Annotated in this window: 20 protein-coding genes and 1 pseudogene; 12 read left to right on the top strand and 9 right to left on the bottom strand. The window is 73.7% G+C overall.

What is annotated here, in order from left to right; translation table 11 throughout:
* Nucleotides 1–74 precede the first annotated feature (74 nt).
* The 8 genes from ACZ3YO_RS04670 (at nt 75) to ACZ3YO_RS04635 (ending at nt 8,716) form a co-directional block, all read left to right on the top strand.
* Complete coding sequence (locus ACZ3YO_RS04670) at nt 75–1,187, top strand: quinone-dependent dihydroorotate dehydrogenase (RefSeq protein WP_465564802.1); 1,113 nt, start codon at nt 75–77, stop codon at nt 1,185–1,187.
* Nucleotides 1,188–1,224: 37 nt separating this feature from the next.
* Complete coding sequence (pyrF, locus tag ACZ3YO_RS04665; RefSeq protein ID WP_465564800.1) at nt 1,225–2,058, top strand: orotidine-5'-phosphate decarboxylase; 834 nt, start codon at nt 1,225–1,227, stop codon at nt 2,056–2,058.
* 438 nt (nt 2,059–2,496) lie between these two features.
* Nucleotides 2,497–2,823 (top strand): integration host factor, actinobacterial type, encoded by a 327-nt coding sequence (gene mihF, locus ACZ3YO_RS04660; protein ID WP_030056187.1) that lies wholly within the window; start codon nt 2,497–2,499, stop codon nt 2,821–2,823.
* Between the two features lie 48 nt (nt 2,824–2,871).
* Complete coding sequence (gmk, locus tag ACZ3YO_RS04655) at nt 2,872–3,429, top strand: guanylate kinase (RefSeq protein ID WP_396321638.1); 558 nt, start codon at nt 2,872–2,874, stop codon at nt 3,427–3,429.
* 37 nt (nt 3,430–3,466) lie between these two features.
* Nucleotides 3,467–3,733: a DNA-directed RNA polymerase subunit omega gene (rpoZ, locus tag ACZ3YO_RS04650; RefSeq protein WP_030240625.1), complete on the top strand. Its 267-nt coding sequence runs from the start codon at nt 3,467–3,469 to the stop codon at nt 3,731–3,733.
* A gap of 168 nt (nt 3,734–3,901) precedes the next feature.
* A complete protein-coding gene (gene coaBC / locus ACZ3YO_RS04645) occupies nt 3,902–5,137 on the top strand; it encodes a bifunctional phosphopantothenoylcysteine decarboxylase/phosphopantothenate--cysteine ligase CoaBC (protein WP_465564796.1) in 1,236 nt (411 codons plus the stop codon).
* Between the two features lie 151 nt (nt 5,138–5,288).
* Entirely contained in the window at nt 5,289–6,512 is a 1,224-nt protein-coding gene (gene metK, locus ACZ3YO_RS04640; protein ID WP_465544030.1) for a methionine adenosyltransferase, read from the top strand.
* A gap of 116 nt (nt 6,513–6,628) precedes the next feature.
* On the top strand, nt 6,629–8,716 hold the full coding sequence (locus tag ACZ3YO_RS04635) for a primosomal protein N' (RefSeq protein WP_465564794.1): 2,088 nt from the start codon (nt 6,629–6,631) through the stop codon (nt 8,714–8,716).
* Between the two features lie 44 nt (nt 8,717–8,760).
* On the opposite strand, the gene ACZ3YO_RS04630 is transcribed toward ACZ3YO_RS04635, so the two are convergent.
* Nucleotides 8,761–9,360, bottom strand: a complete 600-nt coding sequence (locus ACZ3YO_RS04630; RefSeq protein ID WP_465564792.1) for a hypothetical protein — start codon at nt 9,358–9,360, stop codon at nt 8,761–8,763.
* A 253-nt stretch (nt 9,361–9,613) separates the two neighbouring features.
* On the opposite strand from ACZ3YO_RS04630, the gene def reads away from it, so the two are divergent.
* Together def and fmt are read left to right on the top strand one after the other, a co-directional pair.
* Nucleotides 9,614–10,159, top strand: a complete 546-nt coding sequence (def, locus tag ACZ3YO_RS04625) for a peptide deformylase (protein ID WP_465544024.1) — start codon at nt 9,614–9,616, stop codon at nt 10,157–10,159.
* Between the two features lie 71 nt (nt 10,160–10,230).
* Nucleotides 10,231–11,178 carry a methionyl-tRNA formyltransferase gene (gene fmt, locus ACZ3YO_RS04620; protein WP_465564789.1) on the top strand — a complete coding sequence of 316 codons (948 nt, stop codon included), beginning with the start codon at nt 10,231–10,233 and terminating at the stop codon, nt 11,176–11,178.
* Nucleotides 11,179–11,222: 44 nt separating this feature from the next.
* On the opposite strand, the gene ACZ3YO_RS04615 is transcribed toward fmt, so the two are convergent.
* Nucleotides 11,223–12,503, bottom strand: coding sequence for an outer membrane protein assembly factor BamB family protein (locus ACZ3YO_RS04615; RefSeq protein WP_465564787.1), 1,281 nt, complete (start codon nt 12,501–12,503; stop codon nt 11,223–11,225).
* Between the two features lie 167 nt (nt 12,504–12,670).
* Here ACZ3YO_RS04615 and ACZ3YO_RS04610 point away from each other — a divergent pair, with 167 nt between their 5' ends.
* Nucleotides 12,671–14,116 (top strand): RsmB/NOP family class I SAM-dependent RNA methyltransferase, encoded by a 1,446-nt coding sequence (locus tag ACZ3YO_RS04610; protein WP_465564784.1) that lies wholly within the window; start codon nt 12,671–12,673, stop codon nt 14,114–14,116.
* A 150-nt stretch (nt 14,117–14,266) separates the two neighbouring features.
* Nucleotides 14,267–15,221, top strand: a pseudogene (locus tag ACZ3YO_RS04605) (MerR family transcriptional regulator).
* Nucleotides 15,222–15,280: 59 nt separating this feature from the next.
* Here the strand turns inward: ACZ3YO_RS04605 and fxsT are convergent.
* From fxsT to ACZ3YO_RS04570, 7 genes are all read right to left on the bottom strand, one after another.
* Complete coding sequence (gene fxsT / locus ACZ3YO_RS04600; protein ID WP_465564781.1) at nt 15,281–17,641, bottom strand: FxSxx-COOH system tetratricopeptide repeat protein; 2,361 nt, start codon at nt 17,639–17,641, stop codon at nt 15,281–15,283.
* Nucleotides 17,638–18,054 (bottom strand): hypothetical protein, encoded by a 417-nt coding sequence (locus tag ACZ3YO_RS04595; protein WP_465564779.1) that lies wholly within the window; start codon nt 18,052–18,054, stop codon nt 17,638–17,640. The genes fxsT and ACZ3YO_RS04595 overlap by 4 nt, the downstream gene beginning before the upstream one ends.
* 212 nt (nt 18,055–18,266) lie before the next feature.
* Entirely contained in the window at nt 18,267–19,172 is a 906-nt protein-coding gene (locus ACZ3YO_RS04590) for a GlxA family transcriptional regulator (RefSeq protein ID WP_465564776.1), read from the bottom strand.
* Nucleotides 19,169–19,753, bottom strand: a complete 585-nt coding sequence (locus ACZ3YO_RS04585; protein WP_465564773.1) for a cysteine hydrolase family protein — start codon at nt 19,751–19,753, stop codon at nt 19,169–19,171. The genes ACZ3YO_RS04590 and ACZ3YO_RS04585 overlap by 4 nt, the downstream gene beginning before the upstream one ends.
* 89 nt (nt 19,754–19,842) lie before the next feature.
* The gene (locus ACZ3YO_RS04580) at nt 19,843–20,295 is read right to left on the bottom strand and encodes a MarR family winged helix-turn-helix transcriptional regulator (RefSeq protein ID WP_465564770.1); all 453 of its coding nucleotides are present in this window, start codon (nt 20,293–20,295) and stop codon (nt 19,843–19,845) included.
* 91 nt (nt 20,296–20,386) lie between these two features.
* Nucleotides 20,387–20,746: a DUF6204 family protein gene (locus ACZ3YO_RS04575; protein ID WP_396321625.1), complete on the bottom strand. Its 360-nt coding sequence runs from the start codon at nt 20,744–20,746 to the stop codon at nt 20,387–20,389.
* A 211-nt stretch (nt 20,747–20,957) separates the two neighbouring features.
* Complete coding sequence (locus ACZ3YO_RS04570) at nt 20,958–22,208, bottom strand: MFS transporter (RefSeq protein ID WP_465564767.1); 1,251 nt, start codon at nt 22,206–22,208, stop codon at nt 20,958–20,960.
* Nucleotide 22,209: the final 1 nt, after the last annotated feature.

The raw sequence follows: 22,209 nt of genomic DNA, 5'->3' as shown, positions 1-22,209 counted from the left end.
GGCCGGGGGGACACCCAGGCCCGCCACCGCCACCCTGCCGACGGGCTGCGCCCGCCCCCGATGGGAGCCCTGTTTTGTACAAGCTGCTGTTCGACCTCGTGTTCAAGAAGATGGACCCGGAGAAGGCCCACCACCTCGCCTTCTTCTGGATCCGGCTGGCCGCCTCGGTGCCCGGGCTGCGCACCGTGGTCAAGCTGGTGCTCGCCCCGCGCGACCGGGCGCTGCGCACCACCGCCCTCGGCCTCGACCTGCCCGGCCCGTTCGGCCTCGCTGCCGGCTTCGACAAGAACGGCGTCGGCATCGACGGCCTGTCGATGATCGGCTTCGACTACGTCGAGATCGGCACCATCACCGGCGAGCCGCAGCCCGGCAACCCGGCCCCGCGGCTGTTCCGCCTGGTCGAGGACCGCGCGCTGATCAACCGGATGGGCTTCAACAACCAGGGCTCGGCCCGGGTCGCCGCCCGCCTCGCCCAGCGCCCGCACACCACCTCCACCCCGGTCGTCGGCATCAACATCGGCAAGACCAAGGTGGTCGAGGAGGCCGACGCGATCGGCGACTACGTCAAGTCCACCGAGCGGCTCGCCAAGTACGCCGACTACCTGGTGGTCAACGTCAGCTCCCCGAACACCCCCGGGCTGCGCAACCTCCAGGCCGTCTCGCACCTCGGGCCGCTGCTCGAGGCCGTCCGTGAGGCCGCCGACCGCTCCACCGCGCACCACGTGCCGCTGCTGGTCAAGATCGCCCCCGACCTGGCCGACGAGGACGTCGACGCGGTCGCCGACCTCGCCCTGGAGCTGGGCCTCGACGGCATCATCGCCACCAACACCACCATCGGCCGCGAGGGCCTGCGCACCCCCGCCGCCCGGGTCGAGGACATCGGCATGGGCGGCCTGTCCGGCGCCCCGCTCAAGGAGCGCGCGCTGGAGGTGCTCCAGCGCCTTCGCGCCCGCACCGAGGGCCGGCTGACGCTGGTCTCGGTCGGCGGCATCGAGACCGCCGAGGACGCCTGGCAGCGCATCGTCCACGGCGCCGACCTCGTCCAGGGCTACAGCGCCTTCATCTACCAGGGCCCGTTCTGGTGCCGAGGCATCCACAAGGGCCTCTCCGCCCGCGTCCGGGCCGGCGGCTTCCGCGACCTGGCCGCCGCCGTCGGCAGCGCCGTCCCCGCCCGCAAGGCCTCCTGAACCCCCCACGCTCTCCCGCCCCTCCGGAAAGGACGTCATGACCCTCGCCCCCTTCGGCGCCCGCCTGCGCCAGGCCCTCGACACCCGCGGCCAGCTCTGCGTCGGCATCGACCCGCACGCCTCCCTGCTCGCCGCCTGGGGGCTGGAGGACTCCGTCGCGGGCCTGGAGACCTTCAGCCGGACCGTCGTCGAGGCCCTGGCCGACCGGGTGGCCGTGCTCAAGCCGCAGGCCGCCTTCTTCGAGCGCTTCGGCTCCAAGGGCGTCGCGGTGCTGGAGAAGTCCGTCGAGGAGGCCCGCGCGGCCGGCGCCCTCGTCCTGATGGACGCCAAGCGCGGCGACATCGGCTCCACCATGGCCGCCTACGCGGAGGCCTTCCTCGCCGCGGGCAGCCCGCTCTTCTCCGACGCCGTCACCGTGAGCCCCTACCTCGGCTTCGGCTCGCTGCGCCCGGCGCTCGACCTGGCCGCCGCCAACGGCGCGGGCGTCTTCGCGCTGGCGCTCACCTCGAACCCCGAGGGCGCCGAGGTGCAGCGCGCCGTCGGCGCCGGCGGCGAGACGGTGGCCGCCTCGGTGCTGCGGCAGCTGGCCGCCGAGAACGCCGGCGCCGAGCCGCTCGGCTCCTTCGGCGCGGTGGTCGGCGCGACCCTGGCCGACGCGGGCGTGGACCTGGCGATCAACGGCCCGCTGCTGGCCCCCGGCATCGGCGCCCAGGGCGCCACCATGGCGGACCTGCCGCGCGTCTTCGGCGCCTCGGTGCGCAACGTGGTGCCGAGCGTCAGCCGGGATGTGCTGAAGCACGGCCCGTCGGTGCCGGCCCTGCGGGAGGCGGCGGACCGCTTCGTCCAGGAGTACGCGGACGCGGTGAAGTGAGTCCGCGAGGCGGAGAAGTGAGCCCGCGGAGGCGGTGAAGCGCGTCCGCGGAGGCGGGGCGGCGGACCGCGACGAGGCGGTGGGACGAGCCGCGCGGACGCGGTGAAGCGGCCCGATGACCCTGCGCAGTGGCGCGACGGGGTGGCGCGGCGTCTCACGGCCTGACGTGAGCGCGGTCACATCGGCACCGCCAAAGGTCCGCAATCGCGGTCATTTTGCCCGGGAAAGTCCTGGTCGGCCTTGGCTGACCAGGACTTTTCGTGTTCTTTTCCTGACGTGGCGCCGCAATCCGGGTAGTGTCCGGCGATAGGTCATCGAAGAGCGGCGATTCCCGTTGCTCTCGCAGGTCAGAGCCGTGAGGTTCCACTGCGGCCGGTGTCCTGGGAACCAAACCAGTCATAGCTCAATCCCTTCCTTCCACACCCTGAGGTGAACGGCGTGGCTCTTCCGCCCCTTACCCCTGAACAGCGCACCGCCGCGCTCGCCAAGGCCGCCGAGGCTCGCCGGGAGCGCGCCGAGGTCAAGAACCGGCTCAAGCACTCCGGCGCCTCCCTGCACGAGGTGATCAAGGCCGGCAAGGCCGACAACGACGTGATCGGCAAGATGAAGGTCTCCGCTCTGCTGGAGTCCCTTCCGGGTGTCGGCAAGGTCCGCGCCAAGCAGATCATGGAGCGCCTCGGCATCAGTGAGAGCCGTCGCGTCCGTGGCCTCGGTACGAACCAGATCGCCTCCCTGGAGCGGGAGTTCGGCGGCGGTGCCGCCTGACCGTGCCCCGTGGTCCCGGGATCGTCCGCGATCCGGGATAATCGGTGCATGAGTGAGCGTCCGCGGCTGACCGTGCTCTCCGGCCCTTCGGGGGTCGGCAAGAGCACGGTCGTCGCTCATATGAGGAAGCAGCACCCCGAGGTCTGGCTCTCGGTGTCGGCGACGACCCGCCACCCGAGGCCGGGCGAGCAGAACGGGGTCCAGTACCACTTCGTCGACAACGACGAGTTCGACAAGCTGATCGCCAACGGCGAGCTGCTGGAGTGGGCCGTCTTCGCCGGCAACCGCTACGGCACCCCGCGTTCGGCGGTGCTGGAGAAGCTGGAGCGCGGCGAGCCCGTCCTGCTGGAGATCGATCTGCAGGGCGCCCGCCAGGTGCGCGAGTCGATGCCCGAGGCGCAGCTGGTCTTCCTGGCTCCGCCGAGCTGGGACGAGCTGGTCCGCCGGCTCACCGGCCGGGGCACCGAGCCGCAGGACGTGATCGAGAAGCGGCTGGAGGCAGCCAAGGTCGAGCTGGCCGCCGAGACGGAGTTCGACACGACCCTTGTCAACACCTCCGTCGAGCAGGTAGCGACCGAACTGCTAGCCTTGCTCGGTGTAGCCTGACCTGTCTGTCTTTTCCACCCTTTCGGAAGGTTTTCGCGTGTCCTCTTCCATGACCGCGCCCGAGGGCATCATCAACCCGCCGATCGACGAGCTGCTTGAGGCCACCGACTCCAAGTACAGCCTCGTGATCTACGCCGCCAAGCGCGCGCGTCAGATCAACGCGTACTACTCGCAGCTCGGTGAGGGCCTGCTGGAGTACGTCGGCCCGCTGGTCGACACCCACGTGCACGAGAAGCCGCTGTCGATCGCGCTGCGCGAGATCAACGCGGGCATGCTGACCGCCGAGGCGATCGAGGCGGCCTGAGCCTTCTCCCGAAGGGCCCGTCGGACTTGTTCCGGCGGGCCCTTCGGCGTTTCCGGGGGCTGTGGGATCCGCCACAGGACGGGCACTGTGCGGGTGCTCGCCGGGGGGCCGTAGGGTGAGCACGCTCCAGATGTGGAGGAAGGCGCCGAGGTGGAGGAGACCGGGAGAATGAGCGCGACTTCGGACCGGACGGACGCCCCGCGCGTCGTCCTCGGCGTCAGCGGCGGGATCGCCGCGTACAAGGCGTGCGAGCTGCTGCGACGGTTCACCGAGTCCGGCCACCAGGTCACCGTGGTGCCCACCGAGGCCGCGCTGCACTTCGTCGGCGAGGCCACCTGGGCCGCGCTCTCCGGCCGGCCGGCCGCCACCGAGACCTGGGAGCGCGTCCACGAGGTGCCGCACGTGCGGATCGGGCAGACCGCCGACCTGGTGGTGGTCGCCCCCGCCACCGCGGACCTGATGGCCAAGGCCGCCCACGGGCTCGCCGACGACCTGCTCACCAACACGCTGCTCACCGCGCGCTGCCCGGTGGTGCTGGCGCCCGCGATGCACACCGAGATGTGGGAGCACCCGGCCACCTGGGAGAACGTCGCCACGCTGCGCCGCCGGGGCGTGATCGTGCTGGAGCCCGCCATCGGGCGGCTGACCGGCAAGGACACCGGCAAGGGACGGCTGCCCGAGCCGTCCGCGATCTTCGACGCCTGCCGGGCCGTGCTGCGGCACGGCGGCGTCCGCTCCGACCTGGCCGGCCGGCACGTGGTGGTCTCGGCCGGCGGCACCCGGGAGCCGCTCGACCCGGTGCGCTTCCTCGGCAACCGCTCCTCCGGCAAGCAGGGCTACGCGCTGGCCGTGACCGCCGCCGCGCGCGGCGCCCGGGTGACGCTGCTCTCGGCCAACGCCGAGCTGCCCGACCCGGCCGGCGTCGACGTGGTGCACGTCTCGACCGCGCTGGAGCTGCGGGACGCCGCGCTGAAGGCGGCGGCCGACGCGGATGCGGTGGTGATGGCCGCGGCGGTCGCCGACTTCCGGCCGGCCGAGTACGCCACTGGCAAGATCAAGAAGGTCGAGGGGGTCGAGCCGGCGCCGGTCGCACTGGTGCGGAACCCGGACATCCTGGCCGAGATCTCCGCCCACCGGCCCCGTTCGGCTCAACTGGTCGTGGGTTTCGCGGCGGAGACCGACGACGTGCTCGCCAACGGCCGGGCCAAGCTCGCCCGCAAGGGCTGTGACCTGCTGGTCGTCAACGAGGTGGGCAACGGAAAGGCCTTCGGCCAGGACGTCAACGAGGCCGTTGTCCTGGGTTCGGACGGCACCGAGACGGCGGTGCCGGTGGGCCCCAAGGAGGCGCTCGCCGACGTGGTCTGGGACCTGGTCGCCGAGCGGCTGGAAACGATCGCCGACTGATCCCGACCGGTGATCGTCCGATCTCAAAATTTCGGATTGGAGTGACGCGTGCCGGTAGCTGACCGTTACACTCCAGGAATCAAGTCTTTCCGGATGTCCCCGGTTCGCCGGGGGCCTTCAGTCAGCAGCCGCTGCAACCCCAGGGAGCGCTGTGTCTCGCCGCCTGTTCACCTCGGAGTCCGTGACCGAGGGACACCCCGACAAGATCGCTGACCAGATCAGCGACACCATCCTCGACGCTCTGCTGCGGGAGGACCCGACCTCGCGGGTCGCCGTGGAGACGCTGATCACCACCGGCCAGGTGCACGTGGCCGGCGAGGTGACGACCAAGGCGTACGCGCCGATCGCGCAGCTCGTCCGGGACAAGATCCTGGAGATCGGCTACGACAGCTCGAAGAAGGGCTTCGACGGCGCCTCCTGCGGCGTGTCGGTGTCCATCGGTGCCCAGTCGCCCGACATCGCACAGGGTGTCGACACGGCGTACGAGGCCCGGGTCGAGGGCTCCGCCCAGGGGGACGACGCAGACGACCTGGACAAGCAGGGCGCCGGTGACCAGGGCCTGATGTTCGGCTACGCCTCGGACGAGACGCCGGAGCTGATGCCGCTGCCGATCACCCTGGCGCACCGCCTGTCGCGCCGCCTGTCCGAGGTGCGCAAGAACGGGACGATCCCGTACCTGCGCCCGGACGGCAAGACCCAGGTCACCATCGAGTACGACGGCGACAAGGCCGTCCGCCTGGACACCGTGGTCGTGTCCTCGCAGCACGCCAGTGACATCGACCTGGACTCGCTGCTGACCCCGGACATCCGCGAGTTCGTCGTCGAGCCGGAGCTGAAGGCGCTCGCCGAGCAGGGCATCAAGCTGGTGACCGACGGCTACCGCCTCCTGGTCAACCCGACCGGCCGCTTCGAGATCGGCGGCCCGATGGGCGACGCCGGCCTGACCGGCCGCAAGATCATCATCGACACCTACGGCGGCATGGCCCGTCACGGCGGTGGCGCCTTCTCGGGCAAGGACCCGTCCAAGGTGGACCGCTCGGCCGCGTACGCGATGCGCTGGGTGGCCAAGAACATCGTCGCCGCCGGCCTCGCCCGCCGCGCCGAGGTTCAGGTCGCGTACGCGATCGGCAAGGCCGAGCCCGTCGGCCTGTTCGTGGAGACCTTCGGAACCGAGACCGTTCCGGTGCTGGCGATCCAGAAGGCCGTGACCGAGGTGTTCGACCTCCGCCCGGCCGCGATCATCCGTGACCTCGACCTGCTGCGGCCCATCTACGCCCAGACCGCCGCGTACGGCCACTTCGGCCGTGAGCTGGCGGACTTCACCTGGGAGCGGACCGACCGGGTCGAGCAGCTGAAGAAGGCTGTGCAGGACTGATCATCTGATCGGCTCACCGCAGGCGGCGGCCCCCCGGGTACCGGGGAGCCGCCGCCTGCGGCGTTGTGCGGGGGTTGTTGGGGTTCTGTCGGTGTGACCTGGTAGTACTGGGAGCGATGAGCAGCGCGCAGGGGAGTGACGACGAGGGCGGGGGCCCGGAGCAGCTGGCGTTCATCCGCGAGACGGTCCGCCGGGCCAAGCCCCGGACGTGGCGTGGCGCCAAGCGGGCCGAGCACCTGCCGGTCGCCCGGGTGGTGGTCGACAAGGGCGTGCTGACCATCGACAAGTTCTTCGACTACGAGGTGCCCGCCGCGATGGCGGAGGAGGCGCTCCCCGGGGTCCGGGTCCGGGTGCGGTTCGGGGCCCGGGTGGTGAAGGGCCAGCGCGAGGGCGGGGAGCTGCACGACGGGTTCATCGTCGCCCGGCTGGAGAAGAGCGACTTCGCCGGCCCGCTGGCGCCGCTCGCCCAGGTGCTCTCGCCCGAGCCGGTGCTCACCCCGCACCTCCTGCGGCTCTGCCGGACCGTCGCCGACCGGTACGCCGGCACCCTGGCCGACGTCCTCCAGCTCGCCGTGCCGCCCCGGCACGCCAAGGCCGAGGCCGAGCCGTCGCCGGCCCCCCGGCCGCGGCCCGCCGCTCCGGCGCCGGGCGGCTGGTCGCGGTACCCCGCCGGACCGGACTTCCTCGCCTCGCTGGCCGGCGGCGGCTCGCCGCGCGCGGTCTGGACGGCGCTGCCCGGCCCCGGCTGGCCGTACGAGATCGCCCGGGCCGTCGCCGCAACCCTGGCGAGCGGGCGCGGCGCGCTGGTCGTGTTGCCGGAGGGCCGCTCGGTGGCCCGGGTGGACCAGGCGCTGACCGAACTGCTGGGCGAGGGCATGCACGCCACCCTGGCCGCCGACCTCGGCCCCCAGGAGCGGTACCGGCGATGGCTGCTGGTCAGCCGCGGTTCGGTGCACGCCGCCGTCGGCACCCGCGCCGCGATGTTCGCGCCGGTGCGTGACCTCGGGCTGGTGGTCGTCTGGTCCGACGGCGACGGCAGCCACAGCGACCCGCGCGCCCCGCACCCGCACGTGCGCGAGGTGGCGCTGCTGCGCGCCGCCGAGGAGGGTGCGGGCGTCCTGCTCGGCGGGCACGCCGTGACGGTCGAGGGCGCGCAGCTGGTCCGCACCGGGTGGGCCCGGCCGCTGGCCGCCGACCGGGAGACCGTCCGGCAGGTGGCGCCGCGGGTCCGCACCGTCACCGACCAGGACCAGCACCGGGACGCCGCCGCCCAGGCCGCCCGGCTGCCCTCGGTGGCCTGGGAGGTCGCCCGGGAGGCGCTGGCGAGCGGCGGGCCGGTGCTGATCCAGGTGCCCCGGCGGGGCTACGTCCCCCGGCTGTCCTGCGGCCGCTGCCGGACGCCCGCCCGGTGCCGGCGGTGCGAGGGGCCGCTGGAGGCGTCCTCCGCCGATGCGCCGCTGCGCTGCGCGTGGTGCGGGGAGGCGGAGAACGACTGGCACTGCCAGGAGTGCGGTTCGTTCCGGCTGCGGGCCCAGGTGGTCGGCGCGCGGCGGACGGCGGAGGAGCTGGGCAAGGCGTTCCCGCGCGTCCCGGTGCGAACCTCCGGACGGGACGCCGTGCTGGCGACCGTCCCCGACGAGCCTGCGCTGGTGATCTCCACCCCGGGCGCCGAGCCGGTGGTGGAGGGCGGCGGGTACGCGGCCGCGCTGCTGCTGGACGGATGGGCCCTGCTCAGCCGCCCCGACCTGCGGGCCGGGGAGGAGACGCTGCGGCTCTGGCTGGCCGCCGCCGCCCTGGTCAAGCCCTCGACGGAGGGCGGCACGGTGGTCGTCGTCGCCGAGCCGACCGCGCGGCCGGTGCAGGCGCTGGTCCGCTGGGACCCGCTCGGCCACGCCGGGCTGGAGCTGGACGAACGGGCGCAGCTGCACTTCCCGCCGGTGTCGCGGATGGCCTCGGTGGCAGGCAGCCCGGCGGCGGTCGCGGACCTCCTCGGGCTGATCCGGCTGCCGTCGGAGGCCGATGTGCTCGGGCCGGTGCCGGCGCCGGCGCTGCGGGGGGAGGAGCAGGAGCGGGCGCTGCTGAGGGTGCCGCCCGGGCAGGGCGCGGCGCTGGCGGCGGCGCTCAAGGCGGCGCAGATCGCGCGGATCGCGCTGCGGACGCCGGAGGCGGTGAAGGTGCGGATCGATCCGACCGACATCGGGTGAGGGACGGCGGGATGCTCCGTCCCCCACCCGGGGCGTGCTGCCGCTCAGCCGCGTAGGGGGACGCCGGTGCGGTCGAGGCTGCCGCGGTCGAGGCCGCCGCGGTCGTGGGGGGAGCGCTCGTGGGTGGAGCGGTCCAGCGCGGCGCGGTCCAGGCCGCCCTGGCGGGCCGCCGGGACGGTCGCGGCCAGCCCGGTCGGGGCGGGCGCGGCGGCCGGCAGCTCCTCGGAGCGGTCCGGCCGGCTCGGGCCCGGCACGCCGGAGGCCGGCACCCCGCCGGCCGCCAGCAGCTCGCTGGTCGGCCGGCGCATCCCGTACCGCCGGTGCACCGCCTGCTTGGTGACCCCGAGGGCCGAGCCCACCGAGTCCCAGGAGAAGCCCAGCGCCCGGTCGAACTCGACCGCCGCCGCCACCAGCGTCTCCACGCTCTCGCGCAGCTCCTGCGCGAGACGTACCGTCGGCGCCGGCGCCCGTCCGTACACCACGAACCCCGCAGAGGTGCTGGGGCGGCGCGGACGGTAGACGTTGCCCAACTGGGCGGTGAGCGTCCGCAGAGCGTCGACCTGCCGCCTCACCCGCTCGATGTCCCGCACCAGCAGGTGCAGGCTCGCCCGCGCCCGGGCGTCGTGATTGATCTGCTCGGCCATGGCCTACGTGCCACCTTCCGTACGGTTCAGCTCGGCCGGAACGCGGTGTCCCGCGCGTTCCGGCCCTGGTCAATCTCACTTGACCAACGCCCGACCGGGGGCCGGGGTCACGCAGCCCGGCGAGTCGGGATATGCCAGATGCCCGGGCGCGGCCGGAGGAGGGCGGGTGGGATTGCATAGACTGGCCGGTGGCCGGCCCAACTTCGGCAGCCCCGCCAGCCCCGACCTCCCGACGGACAGGAGCCCGTAGCCCGTGGCGATCCAGCCGATCCGCATCTTCGGAGACCCCGTCCTCCGGGCCACCGCGCAGCCGGTGATCACCTTCGACAAGGAGCTGCGCACCCTCGTCCGGGACCTCACCGACACCATGCTCGACGCCCCCGGCGCCGGCCTGGCCGCGCCTCAACTCGGCATCTCCCTGCGGGTGTTCACCTACCATGTGGACGGCGTCACCGGGCACCTGATCAACCCCGACCTGTCGCTCACCGAGGAGGAGCAGGACGGCCCCGAGGGCTGCCTCTCGCTGCCGGGCCTGCGCTACGACACCAAGCGCGCGTACGGCGTCGTCGCCAAGGGCTTCAACATGTACGGCGACCCGGTCACCGTCGAGGGCACCCACCTGCTCGCCCGCTGCATCCAGCACGAGACCGACCACCTCGACGGCATCATCTTCATCGACCGCCTCGACCGCGAGCAGCGCAAGGCCGCGTTGAAGGCGATCCGCGAGACCGACTGGGGCGGCGCCCCCGCGCCCGTCGTCAAGGTCTCGCCGCACAGCACGTTCGGGTCGGCGCGCTGACGCCCGGCCGGGCCCCAGCCGCTTTCCTTCAGTTCTGACTGTTTGAACTCCCGCCACCAGAAAGGCACTTGATGCGCCTCGTGTTCGCCGGCACCCCCGAGGTCGCCGTTCCCGCCCTGGACGCCCTGCTCGCCTCCGACCGGCACGAGGTGGTCGCGGTGGTCACCCGCCCCGACGCCCCCGCCGGACGCGGCCGCAAGCTGGTCGCCAGCCCCGTCGCCCAGCGCGCCGAGGAGGCCGGGATCGAGGTCCTCAAGCCGGCGAAGCCCAGCGACCCGGAGTTCGTCGCCCGCCTCACCGAACTCGCCCCCGACTGCTGCCCGGTGGTCGCCTACGGTGCGCTGCTGCGCCCCGGCACGCTGGAGATCCCCAAGTACGGCTGGGTCAACCTGCACTTCTCGCTGCTCCCCGCCTGGCGCGGCGCCGCCCCCGTCCAGCACGCGGTGCTGGCCGGCGACGAGGTCACCGGCGCGTCGACCTTCCTGATCGAACAGGGCCTGGACTCCGGCCCGGTCTTCGGCGTCCTCACCGAGGAGATCCGCGCCACCGACACCAGCGGTGAACTGCTCGACCGGCTCGCCCGCTCCGGCGCCCACCTGCTCACCGCCACCATGGACGGCATCGCCGACGGCAGCCTGCACGCCGTCCCGCAGCCCGCCGAGGGCATCACGCTCGCGCCGAAGATCACCGTCGAGGACGCCCGGATCGACTGGACCCACCCCGCGCTCCGCGTCGACCGGGTGGTGCGCGGCTGCGCCCCCGCCCCCGGCGCCTGGACCACGTTCCGCGGCGAGCGGCTCAAGGTCACCGGCCCCGTCAAGCTGGTGACGGAGTCGTCGGCGCTCGCACCCGGGGAGCTGGCCGTCGGCAAGAACAGCGTCCGGGTCGGCACCGGCAGCCACGAGGTGGAGCTGGGCGAGGTGCGGCCGCAGGGCAAGAAGGCGATGCGGGCCGCGGACTGGGCACGGGGGGCGCGGATCGAGTCGGGGGAGCGGTTCGGCCTCGTCGGCGAGGACTGACCGGGTGGCGGGCCGGCCGCGCCGGGCCGCCACCCGTGCGGGAGTCAGCCGGTGGCGGGGTAGGCGGTGAGGACCTGGCCGGTGCCCTCGGCCGGGGCGAGGCCGACGTACTCGTTGACGGCGACCGGCGCGAGCTGGGGGCTGCCGGCCCGGTCCTGGCCGGTGGAGGCGTCCAGCATGACCGGGCCGTTCTTTGTGGTCCCGTAGACGACGCCGTGCCGGACCGCGGTGACCCTCGGTGCGACGCGGGTGTTCGCGTCGTCCGGGAGCTTCCAGAGCACCTTGCCGGTGGCGGGCTCGACCGCGAAGGCCGTGGAGTCGGTGGCGCAGACGGTCACCGAGCGGCCGTCGTAGGTGCAGACGTGCGTGAACCCGCCGGAGAAGTCGAGCGTCCGCTTGCCGGTCGTGCCGTCCACCAGCCAGGCGAAGTTCTTGGCCGAGCCGTAGTCCCGGCCCTGGACGACCACGGTGGCCGGCCCGCCCGGGCGCACAGTCGTCTGGTACGAGTCGGCCTCCGCGCTCCACGCGGTCTTGCCGTCGGCGAGGTTGAGCGCCGACAGCTTCTGCCTGACGCCGTCCTGGGTGACGATGCCGACGATCTGACCCTCGGTGAGTGCGGCGCCGAAGAAGCCGTCCTGGGCCCAGAGGGTCTTCCTGGTGGCGAGGTCCACGGCGAGGACGGCGCCGTGGTCGGAGTCCGAGACGGCGACCACGGCCGTGTTGCCGCGCACGCCGAGCAGGGTCGCGTACTTGGACTCGGCGAAGCCCTGGGGCAGGTCGAGCGGCAGCGACCAGGCGGGCGCGCGGGTGCCGGCGTCCATGGCCACCAGCTCTGCGACCGCGTGGTCCACGGCGGTGCCCTGGCCGTGGACGAGCTCCGGGAAGGAACCGATCACCAGGCGCTTGCCGCCCACCTCGGCGAGTACCGGGACCTCGGCGAGACCGGAGGGCTGCTGGGTGGCGGCCGTGCCGACCACCTGGCCGGTGGTCAGGTCGACCGCCTGGAGGCCCTCCCTGGCCGGGAAGTAGGCGGTCAGGCCGTCGAGGAGGACCGCGGAGGCCTTGGCCTGGACGGGCAACGGCACGCCCTTGGCCCGGTCGAACGCGGACGGCGGGTCGAAGCTCTTGCGGGGCGTGGCCGAGGCGGTGGGCGTTGCTGTCGCCGTGGCCGTTCCCGTGGTGCCGCCGGTGCCGCCCTGGCTGTTGCCGCCGCTCTGGCCGCCGCCCCCGCTGCTGCAGGCGCCGGCCAGCAGCAGCGCCGCGGCGGCGGCCGCGATCCGTCCCGGAACTCCCGAAACCCGTCCCGAAACCAGGCGTGAACTCATTCCCGTCGAACCCCCTTGTCGTCGGCCCGCCTCCCCGGCGGGCAGATGATCACCCTACTTGGACGAACGGGCGGCGGAGAGCGCCGGAAGCCGGGCCTGGGAGCCCGGGCGCGGGTTTCGCGTTACTGTTCCCTTGATAACCCCGCAGCACTTTGAGGCACACAGGTATGAGCACGCCCAGCAGCACCCCCGGCGCCAAGCGCGCGCCCCGGCCGCACCGCCGTCCGAAGAAGGACCCGGCCCGGATCGTCGCGTTCCGCGCCCTGCGCGCCGTCGACGAGCGCGACGCCTACGCGAACCTGATCCTGCCCTCCCTGCTCCGTGAGGCCGAGCAGAAGGGCATGGACCGGCGCGACGCCGCGCTCGCCACCGAACTCGTCTACGGCACCCTGCGCCTGCAGGGCACCTACGACGCGGTCATCGCCGCCTGCATCGACCGCCCGCTCAGCAAGGTCGACCCGCCGGTGCTCGACGTGCTCTCGCTCGGCGCGCACCAGCTCCTCACCACCCGCATCCCCAGCCACGCGGCGGTCTCGGCCACCGTCGAACTGGCCCGGGTGGTCCTCGGCGACGGCAAGGCCAAGTTCGTCAACGCCGTGCTGCGCCGGATCAGCGCCCACGACCTCGACACCTGGATCGGGCAGGTCGCCCCGCCGTACGACCAGGACGCCGAGGACCACCTCGCCGTCGTCCACTCCCACCCCCGCTGGGTCGTCGCCGCCCTCTGGGACTCGCTCGGCCGCTGGCAGCCCGACGCCTCCGGGCGCGCCGCCGTGGAGGAGCTGCTGCGCGCCGACAACGAGCGGCCCGAGGTCACCCTGGTGGCGCGCCCCGGCCGGGCCACCGTCGGCGAACTCGCCGACGCCCTCCCCGAGGCCGAGCCCGGCCGTTGGTCCCCGTACGCGCTGCGGCTCGCCGAGGGCGGCGACCCGGGCTCGGTGGAGGCCGTGCAGCAGAACCGGGCCGGCGTCCAGGACGAGGGCAGCCAGCTGGTCGCGCTCGCACTCGCCGCGGCACCGCTCGACGGCCCCGACCGGCTCTGGCTGGACGGCTGCGCCGGCCCCGGCGGCAAGGCCGCGCTGCTCGGCGCACTGGCCGCCGAGCGGGGCGCCGCGCTGGTCGCCAGCGAGAGGCAGCCGCACCGCGCCCGGCTGGTCGCCCGCGCACTCGACGGCAACCCCGGCCCGTACACCGTGATCGCCGCCGACGGCACCCGGCCGGCGTGGAAGTCCGGCGGCTTCGACCGGGTCCTGGTGGACGTCCCCTGCTCCGGCCTCGGCGCGCTGCGCCGCCGCCCGGAGGCCCGCTGGCGCCGCCGCCCGCAGGACGTCGCCGCCGTCGGCCCGCTCCAGCGGGACCTGCTGCGCTCGGCCATCGAGGCCACCCGTGTCGGCGGCGTCGTCGGCTACGCGACCTGCTCGCCGCACCTCGCGGAGACGCGCGCGGTCGTGGACGACGTGCTGCGCGAGCAGGGCGGCCGGGTCGAGTGGATCGACGCGCGCCCGCTGCTGCCGGGCGTCCCGTCGCTGGGCGAGGGGCCGGACGTGCAGCTCTGGCCGCACCTGCACGGGACGGACGCGATGTACCTGGCGCTGCTGCGGCGGACCGCGTAGGCGGTCGGGGCAGGGGCAGGGGCAGGGGCGTCAGGGGCGCCGAGGGCCGGTCGCGTGGCGACCGGTGCTCGGCGCCCTCGCCTTTGGGCGGCGTCCCGGTCGGGGCGGCGGGCTTGCATCTTCCCTGGGGGGAGACGCGAGGGTGGGGGCATGAACGGCGACACGCTCTATTCGATCGGTGATCTGGCGCGGCGGACGGCGCTCACGGTGAAGACCGTCCGGTTCTACTCCGACCGGGGTCTGGTGGTGCCGGCCGGCCGCAACCCGGCCGGTCACCGGCGGCAGGCGTCGATGCGTTCGCCCGCCTGGACCTGATCCGGACACTGCGCGAGCTGGGGATCGGGCTGCCGGAGATCCGGCAGGTGGTGGAGCGGGAACGCGCGCTGCCGGAGGTGGCCGCTGCACACGCCGAGGCCCTGGAGGTCCAGATCCGGGTGCTACGGCTGCGGCGGGCGGTGCTGACGGCGGTGGCGCGGTACGGATCGACCGAGGACGAGACTAATCTGATGCACCGGTTGGCGCGCCTCTCGGAGGACGAACGGCACCGGCTGACGGGGGAGTTCCTGGATGCGGTGTTCGGCGGGAGTGTGGGAACGGTGGGCCTGGTGGGGCCGGTGGGTTCGGTGGGTTCGGTGGGTTCGGTGGGTTCGACGGGGTCCGGCGGTCGCTGACGCCCGAGCTGCCGGACGAGCCGACGGCGGAACAGGTGGAGGCGTGGCTGGAGTTGGCCGAGCTGTCCCGGGACGCGGGGTTCCGGTCCGCGCTGCGGCGGCTGGTCGAGGACGAGGCGGCAGAGCGGGCGCGGGTGGGCGCTGTGGGCGTGCGGCGTGATCTGGCCGCCGTCGTCAAGGAGTCGGCCGGTCCGGCGGTGGCGGCCGGGGTCGAACCGGACTCTCCGCAGGCCGGTGAGGTGGCCGCGGCGATCGTCCTGAGGTGCGCGCAACTCGTGGACGGGGCCGGCGAGTTGGTGGTGCGCCTGGTGCGGATGAACGACCCGCGGCGGGAGCGCTACCTGGAGTTGCTCGCGGTGGTCAACGGTTGGTCGGTGCCGGAGAGTTCGGCCGCCGTGCTGGACTGGGCGGTCAGGGCGCTGCGAGCGCGGTGAGAAGAGCGGCGCCCGGGGTGCGGCCCGGGGTGCGTTCGCCGCCGGCAGGTTGCGGCGGATCAGGGGCGGGGTCGACGCTTGTCGCGTTTCGCACGGGCCTGGGCGAGGTACCTGCGGCTGGTCAGGGTGTCGGGGTGGGTGTCGCCGAGGACCTGTTCGCGTTGGGCGAGGGTGGCTTCGTAGAGGGCGATGGCGCGGTCGTAGTCGCCGGCGACCTCGTAGGCGAAGGCGAGGTGGTTTCGGCTGGTCAGGGTGTCGGGGTAGGTGTCGCCGAAGAGCTGCTCGTGCTGGGTGAGGGTGGTCTCGAAGAGGGCGATGGCGCCTTGGAGGTCGCCCGCGGTCTGGTACGCGGAGGCGAGGTCGGTGCGGCTGTTCAGGGTGTGGGGGTGCGTGCTGCCGAGGACCTGTTCGCGTTGGGCGAGGGTGGATTCGTGCAGGGCGATGGCGCGTTCGAGGTCGCCCGCCCTCCGGTAGGCGTAGGCGAGGTCGCTGCGGCTGGCGAGGGTGTCGGGGTGCATGTCACCGAGGACCTGCTCGCGTTGGGCGAGGATGGTTTCGTGCAGGGCGATGGCGCGTTCGAGGTCGCCCGCCCTCCGGTAGGCGTAGGCGAGGTCGGTGCGGCTGTTCAGGGTCTCGGGGTGGGTCTCGCCGAAGAGCTGCTCGTGCTGGGTGAGGGTGGTCTCGAAGAGGGCGACGGCGCGTTCGAAGTCGCCGGCCGCCTGGTAGGCGTAGGCGAGGTCGCCGCGGCTGCGCAGGGTGTGGGCGTGGGTCTCGCCGAAGAGCTGTTCGCGTTGGGCGAGGGTGGTCTCGTAGAGGGCGACGGCGCGTTCGAGGTCGCCCGCCCTGCGGTAGGCGTAGGCGAGGTCGGTGCGGCTGCGCAGGGTGTCGGGGTGGGTGTCGCCGAGGACCTGTTCGCGTTGGGCGAGGGTGGATTCGTAGAGAGGGATGGCGCGTTGGATGTCGCCTGCGACCTCGTGGGCGTAGGCGAGGTCGCCGCGGCTGCGCAGGGTGTGGGCGTGGGCGCTCCCGAGGGTCCGCTCGCGGTGCGCGAGCAGGGCTTCGCGCAAGGCGATGGTGCGGGCGTTGTGGCGGCGGAGTTGGAGGTAGCGGGCAGCGGTGTCGTAGTGCTCGATCGCCAGGTCGTCCTGGTGGCCGGGCGGGGTGCCGGCGGCGAGGGCGATGAGGTGGGGGATGAGAGCGTCCCAGGCCGGGTCCGGGAGGTGCTCGGGTGGTTCGGTGAGGGCGTCGAAGGCGGTGGTGAGGGCGTGTTCGGCGTGGGCGCGGCCCGGGTGCCCGTGGGCGGTGCGCAGCACGGTCTGGAGGAGGCGGTGGATGGAGACGGTCTCGGGGGTGAGGGCGATCATGCTGTAGCTGCTGAGGGCGCCGAGCGCTTCGGCGAGTGAGTCGTCCTCGTCGTCCAGGTGCCGGAGCAGGGTGACGGGGATGTCGTCGGGGGCCAGCCAGGCGAGCGTGTGGAGGACCTCGATCGCGAGCGGCGCGCGGGTGGTGAGAGCGGAGAGGGTCTGGGTCCAGAGGCGCGCGATGGTGCGTTCGGCGTCGGTGCCCTCGGCGGCCCGGTCGAGCTTGCCGGCCAGCTTGCGGCGGTAGGCGCCGATGGAGATCGTGCGGTTCTGTGCCAGGTAGGCGCCGGCCTGGTCGAGGGCGAGCGGGAGGTGCCCGAGGTCGGCGGCGAGGGCCCGGGCGTCGAGGAGTTGGCGCGGGGTGGGCGGGGCGCCGTGGAGAGCGTGGTCGCAGAGGAGGGCGGCGGCTTCATCGGGGGTGAGGGTGCCCAGGGCCCGGGTGACGACGGCGCGTGGCCAGCCGGTGGCGCGGCGGGTGGTGATGAGGAGGTGCCCGCCGGTGAGGGAGCCCAGGTAGGGGACCAGGTCGCGCGGGTCCTCCGCGTTGTCGAGGACGAGGAGCCACCCCGGGTGCCAGTGGAGCCAGTTGAGCGCCCAGCTGATCCGCTCCTGATCGGCGGCGTGTGCGGCCCAGGTGGGGGCGAGCCGTGCGGCCAGCGCGGCGAGGGACTGTTCCAGCCGGGCCGGGGACTCGGCGTTGATCCACCAGATGAGGGTGTGGTCGTCGCGCCGGCAGTGGGCGTAGTACAGCGCGAGGGTCGTCTTGCCGATGCCGCCGAGCCCGTGGACGGCCGGCACCGGTGTGACGGCGGAGCCGCCGTCGGCGGTCAGAACGCGCTGAAGCCAGGTGAGTTCGTCCTCGCGGCCGACACAGAGCGGGCGCGGGCCGAGGTTGTTGGTGCCGGGCGGGGCGGGGGTGTCGCGGGCCGACGCGAGCGCGTCGGTGGTCAGGATGACGTTGCCGGTGATGACGTCGCCGGTGATGGCGGTGCCGATCGAGCCTGCGGCGATCGAGCGCGGGCCCGCGGCGGTGGTCGACGTGGCGGCGGGGTCGGTCACGAGTCGGTGCGGTGCCCGTCGCCGGTGATGGCGGTGCGGATGGTGTGGGCCGCGATCGAACGCTCGCCGGCCGCGGTGACGGTGATCGAGGGCGCCGGCCGGGCGGCGAGGAACTCGGCTAGCTCGCTGCGGAGTTCGGGGTCCTCGCGCAGGGCACGCCGCAGGTGCAGGCGCAGTGCCGATGCGACGGCGTCCGGGTCCTCGTCCGCGTCCGCGACCGTCGCCTCCAGTTCGGCGCGCCGCGTGGCGTCGCCGCGGCGCCAGACGCGCTGGAGCAGACGGCGGCCGGCATTGGCGGTGGCGTCGGCTGCGGCGTCCTCGGCGCGGGTGAGGACGGCGGTGCCGTAGGCGCCCAGGGCGCCCGTCAGGTAGGGGCCGGCCTGGGTCAGGAGTTCGGCGATCTCTGCGCTCAACGGATCCGCCCCGGGGAGTGGTTGACTCGGTGTCAACGGTCATTCTGGCACTACCGGACGGCTTCGGGCAGCGGGTGGGAGCGGTAGGGCTTCGGTCGGTTCGGGAGGGTGGGGCGTGGGTCGGTACGGAGGGTGGGGGTTCGGTCGGTTCGGGAGGGTGGGGCATGGGTCGGTACGGAGGGCGGGGCCTCGGCCGGTTCGGAGGAGGTGCCTCAGCCGCGGGCGCGGAGGCGGCGGAGCATGCGCGCGTCCTGGAAGCCGACGGCCCGGGCGGCGGACTCGGCGGTCGCGCCGTGGGAGATGAGGTGTTCGGCGCGCTCGACCCGGAGTTCCTGCTGGTAGCGGAGCGGGGTGAGTCCGGTGGCCTCGGTGAAGTGGCGGGTCAGGGTCCGTTCGCTGACGCCGGAGGCCGCGGCGAGGCCTGCGAGGCCGAGACGGGTGGTGAAGCGGGCGTCGATGAGGTCCTGTGCGCGGTGGACGGCGTCGACCAGGTGGGCGCGGTGCCGGAGCATGGCGCTGGTCTGCTGCTCGTCGCCGTTGCGCCGGGCGTAGACGACCATCTCGCGGGCGATCCGGGCAGCCGCAGCGGGTCCGTGGCGCACGGCGACGAGATGCAGGGCGAGGTCGATGCCACTGGCGATGCCGGCGGAGGTGACCACGCGGTCGTCCACCACGTAGAGCACGTCGCGGACGACGGTCGCCCGAGGGTGGCGCAGGGCGAGTTCGTCCTGCACGTCGTGGTGGGTGGTGCAGCGGCGGCCGTCCAGCAGGCCGGCACGGCCGAGGGCGTCGGCGCCCGCGCAGACGCTGGCGATGGTGCCGCCCGCCGCGTGGTGCGCGGCCAGCCGGCTCAGGGTGGCCGGCAGCAGCTCGCCGTGGGCCCGCAGCACGGGGGCGCGCCAGCCGGGGACGACGAGCAGGTCGTCGGCGGTCAGCTCCGGCCACGCGGTGGCTGCCCGGAGGGTGAGGCCCTGGGCGGTCGGGACGTCCTCCTGCTCGGCCACGTAGCCGATCTCGTACCCGAGGCCGTGGTCGGCCGCGGTGGAGAACACCTGGGCGGGCCCGGCGAGGTCGAGCAGGTGCAGCTGCGGCACGAGCAGGAAGACGACACGTGTCACGATCCGGTCAGCTCCTCGACGGTGGCGATCCGGGCGAACCGCCCGGCGAGAGCGTACTCGGTGCGGGCGATGACCTCGTCGGTGGAGAGGGTGAGCGGGTCGGCGAGGATCTCGTCCAGGCTGCGCCCGGGCGGGGCGTCGCGGTGCTCGATGGGGTGGGTCGCGGTGGCGTCGGTGACGAAGGTGACCCGGTACCCGAGGTCGGCGGCGATCCGGGTGGTGGTCTCGCAGCACTGCTCGGTGCGGATGCCGCTGACGACAAGTTCGCGGATGCCGCGCTCGGTGAGCAGCTGCTGCAGGTTGGTGGTGGTGAAGGCGTTGTGCGAGGTCTTGGTGATGACGGGCTCGCCGGCGGCGGGGGTGAGGCCCTCGATCGGGCGGACGTGGCCGAGGGCGGGGTCGAAGACGTTGCCGGTGCCGGGCTCGGCGTGCAGGACCCAGACGACGAGGTCACCGTTGGCGCGGGTGTGCTCGACGAGGCGGTTCACCTGGCTGACGATGCCGGGGTTGGAGACGGCCGCCCAGTTGGTCCGCTGCCGGAAGGACTCCTGGACGTCGATGACGACGAGTGCGCTGTTCATGCCTCGATCATGGTGGGTGCGGGCACGCGCCTGAAGGCATCATCGGGGCCGGGTGCGGAACGATCCGGTCAGGGTGAACGGGCCGGTGGCTACGGGCGGCGGGTGCCGTCGAGGCCGGTGCCGCCGAGGCGGGTGGTCAGCTCGGAGAGCAGGCCGACGTCCTGAGGGCTCCAGTGCGGTGCGGCGAACACCTCGTCGGCGACGTGCCGGGCGGTGACCAGCATGTCGGTGAGCCGCTCGCGGCCGGTGTCGGTGAGCGAGGCGTAGGCGACCCGGGCGTCGCGCGCGTCCGACTCGCGGGTCACCAGGCCGATGCGCTCCAGTGGTGCCAGCCCGCGGGTGACGCCGGAGGCGGTCAGGCCGAGCGCCTCGGCGAGGTCCACCCGGCGCAGCCGGCCGCCGGGCGCCTGCCCCAGGCGGAGCAGCAGAGTGAAGTCGGCCAGGCTGACGCCGTGCAGGCCGCTCAGGCTCGCGTCGAACCGCTTCACCAGTGCCGCCTGTGCGCGCAGCAGACGCAGGGACGCGTCCAGGGTCTCACTCATTGCCGCCTCCTTGACTGCTCAAGCATATCAGCGGACTGAGCAGTCAAGGACGGGCGGAAGGGGGGAGGGGGTTGGGTCGGAGGGGGCGGGGTCAGTCGGTGCGGCCGGCGGCGGCGCGGCGCTGCCGCTTGCCGAGGGCGGCCTGGGAGAGGTCCTCGGCCTGGGAACGCAGGTTCTTGTAGCCGAAGCCGCCTTCGGCGAGCCAGGCCTTCGCCGCCTCCTCGGCGCGTTCGGTCGCGTCCAGGATGTCCTCCTCCGCCTCGCCGGAGTCGAGGAAGCGGAAGGTGAAGGCGGTACGGGCGGTGAGGTCGTAGCTGAGGTGGCCCTCGGGGGTGAAGGCCGCGCGGAGGATGCTGTGCTCGGCGGCGTCGGCGAGGAGTCGGGCGCGCTGGTCGGCGGTGAGTTCGTCGAATACGCCGCGGACCATGATGCGGAAGGTGCGAGTGGTCATCCCTCGACCCTAGCCAGCGGGGCGGGGCCGGTTCCACCGCGTTTCGGCCGGGGGACGTCGGGGCGCCGCTGGGGAGGCTGGGGCGTCGGGGCGTCGGGACGCCACCTGGGGATCCGGGGCGTTGCCTGGGGATGTCGGGGCGTCGAGGGCCCCCGCCCGGTGAGGGGCGGGGGCTGCGGGACGGGCCTGGGCGGAGGGACCCTGGTGTGGCTCAGGCCTCCGTGAGGGCCGCCGGGCCCGGGGCGGTGCCGCCCGTGGGGTCCTCCTGTGCTGCGGGCTTCGATGCCGCGGGTTCCCTGAGTGCGGGCCAGCGGATCCGGGTGGCGCAGAGCGAGACGATCCCCGCCGAGGCGGCGACCGCTCCCATACCCCAGGTCAGGCTGCCCGCGTTGGCGATGAAGCCGATCACGGCCGGGCCCGCCAGCAGGCCGGTCGTGCCCATGGCGGCGACCAGCGAGAGCGCGTCCGAGCCCTGCCGGGCCGCCGCCACGTACACGCAGGGGGTCACGGCTGCGACGCCTACGCCGACCAAGGCGAAGCCGATGAGCGTCGGTACCAGGCCGCCGACCAGCAGGGCCATCGCCAGGCCGGACCCGGCCAGCACGCCGCCGGCCCGGACGATCCGGCCGTCGCCGATGCGGCGGCGCCAGCCGTCGGCGAAGATCCGGGCCAGCACCATCATCACCGAGACGACCGCGATGCCCATCGGCGCCAGCGACGGCGCCGCGTGCACGACGTCCTTGATGTAGAGCGCCGACCAGTCGTTCATCGCGCCCTCGGTGACGGTGCCGAAGACCATGGCGAGGCCCATCCAGATCGTCACCCGGGAGGGGAGGGAGAGCTTGCGGCGCTTCTCCGTCGCGGGCTCGTTCGGGACGGCCTCCTCGGCGGGCCCGTCCTCACGGAGCAGGCCCGGCCGGGCGAGGCCGAGAACGAGTACGAGCAGTGCGGTCGCCACGCCGAAGTGGACGGCGAGGGTGGTGGTGAAGGCGTTGATGCCGGAGGCGAGCAGCGCGGCCAGCAGCGAGCCGCCGCTGAACGTCGCGTGCAGCCGGGACATGGCGGTCCGCTCGTACCTGACCTCCAGCGCCGCGCCCTGGGCGTTCATCGCGACGTTCAGGCAGCCGACGGCGACGCCGTCGCAGAACACGACCAGCAGGGTGACCGGGTAGTTGGGCACCACGGAGAGGGCGAGCAGGACGGCGCCCAGCGCCAGTGCCGAGACGGACGCCAGCACGCGCGAGCCCAGGCGCCTCATCAGGACCGCGACGAGCGGGAAGGAGACGGCGGCGCCGACGCCGCAGACCATCAGCAGCAGGCCGATCTCGGCTTCGCCCAGGTCGAGCCGGGTGCGGAGCGCGGGGAGCCGCGAGACCCAGGTCGCGTACTGGAAGCCGAGGAAGAGGAACAGTGCCGCGATGGCCAGGTGTGCCCGGCGGTAGTCATCGCGAACGCGGAACATG

Source organism: Kitasatospora sp. NPDC022785, assembly GCF_055561295.1.
Note: the sequence above shows the minus strand (reverse complement) of the source record. Positions and strands in the feature narration are given on the sequence as shown.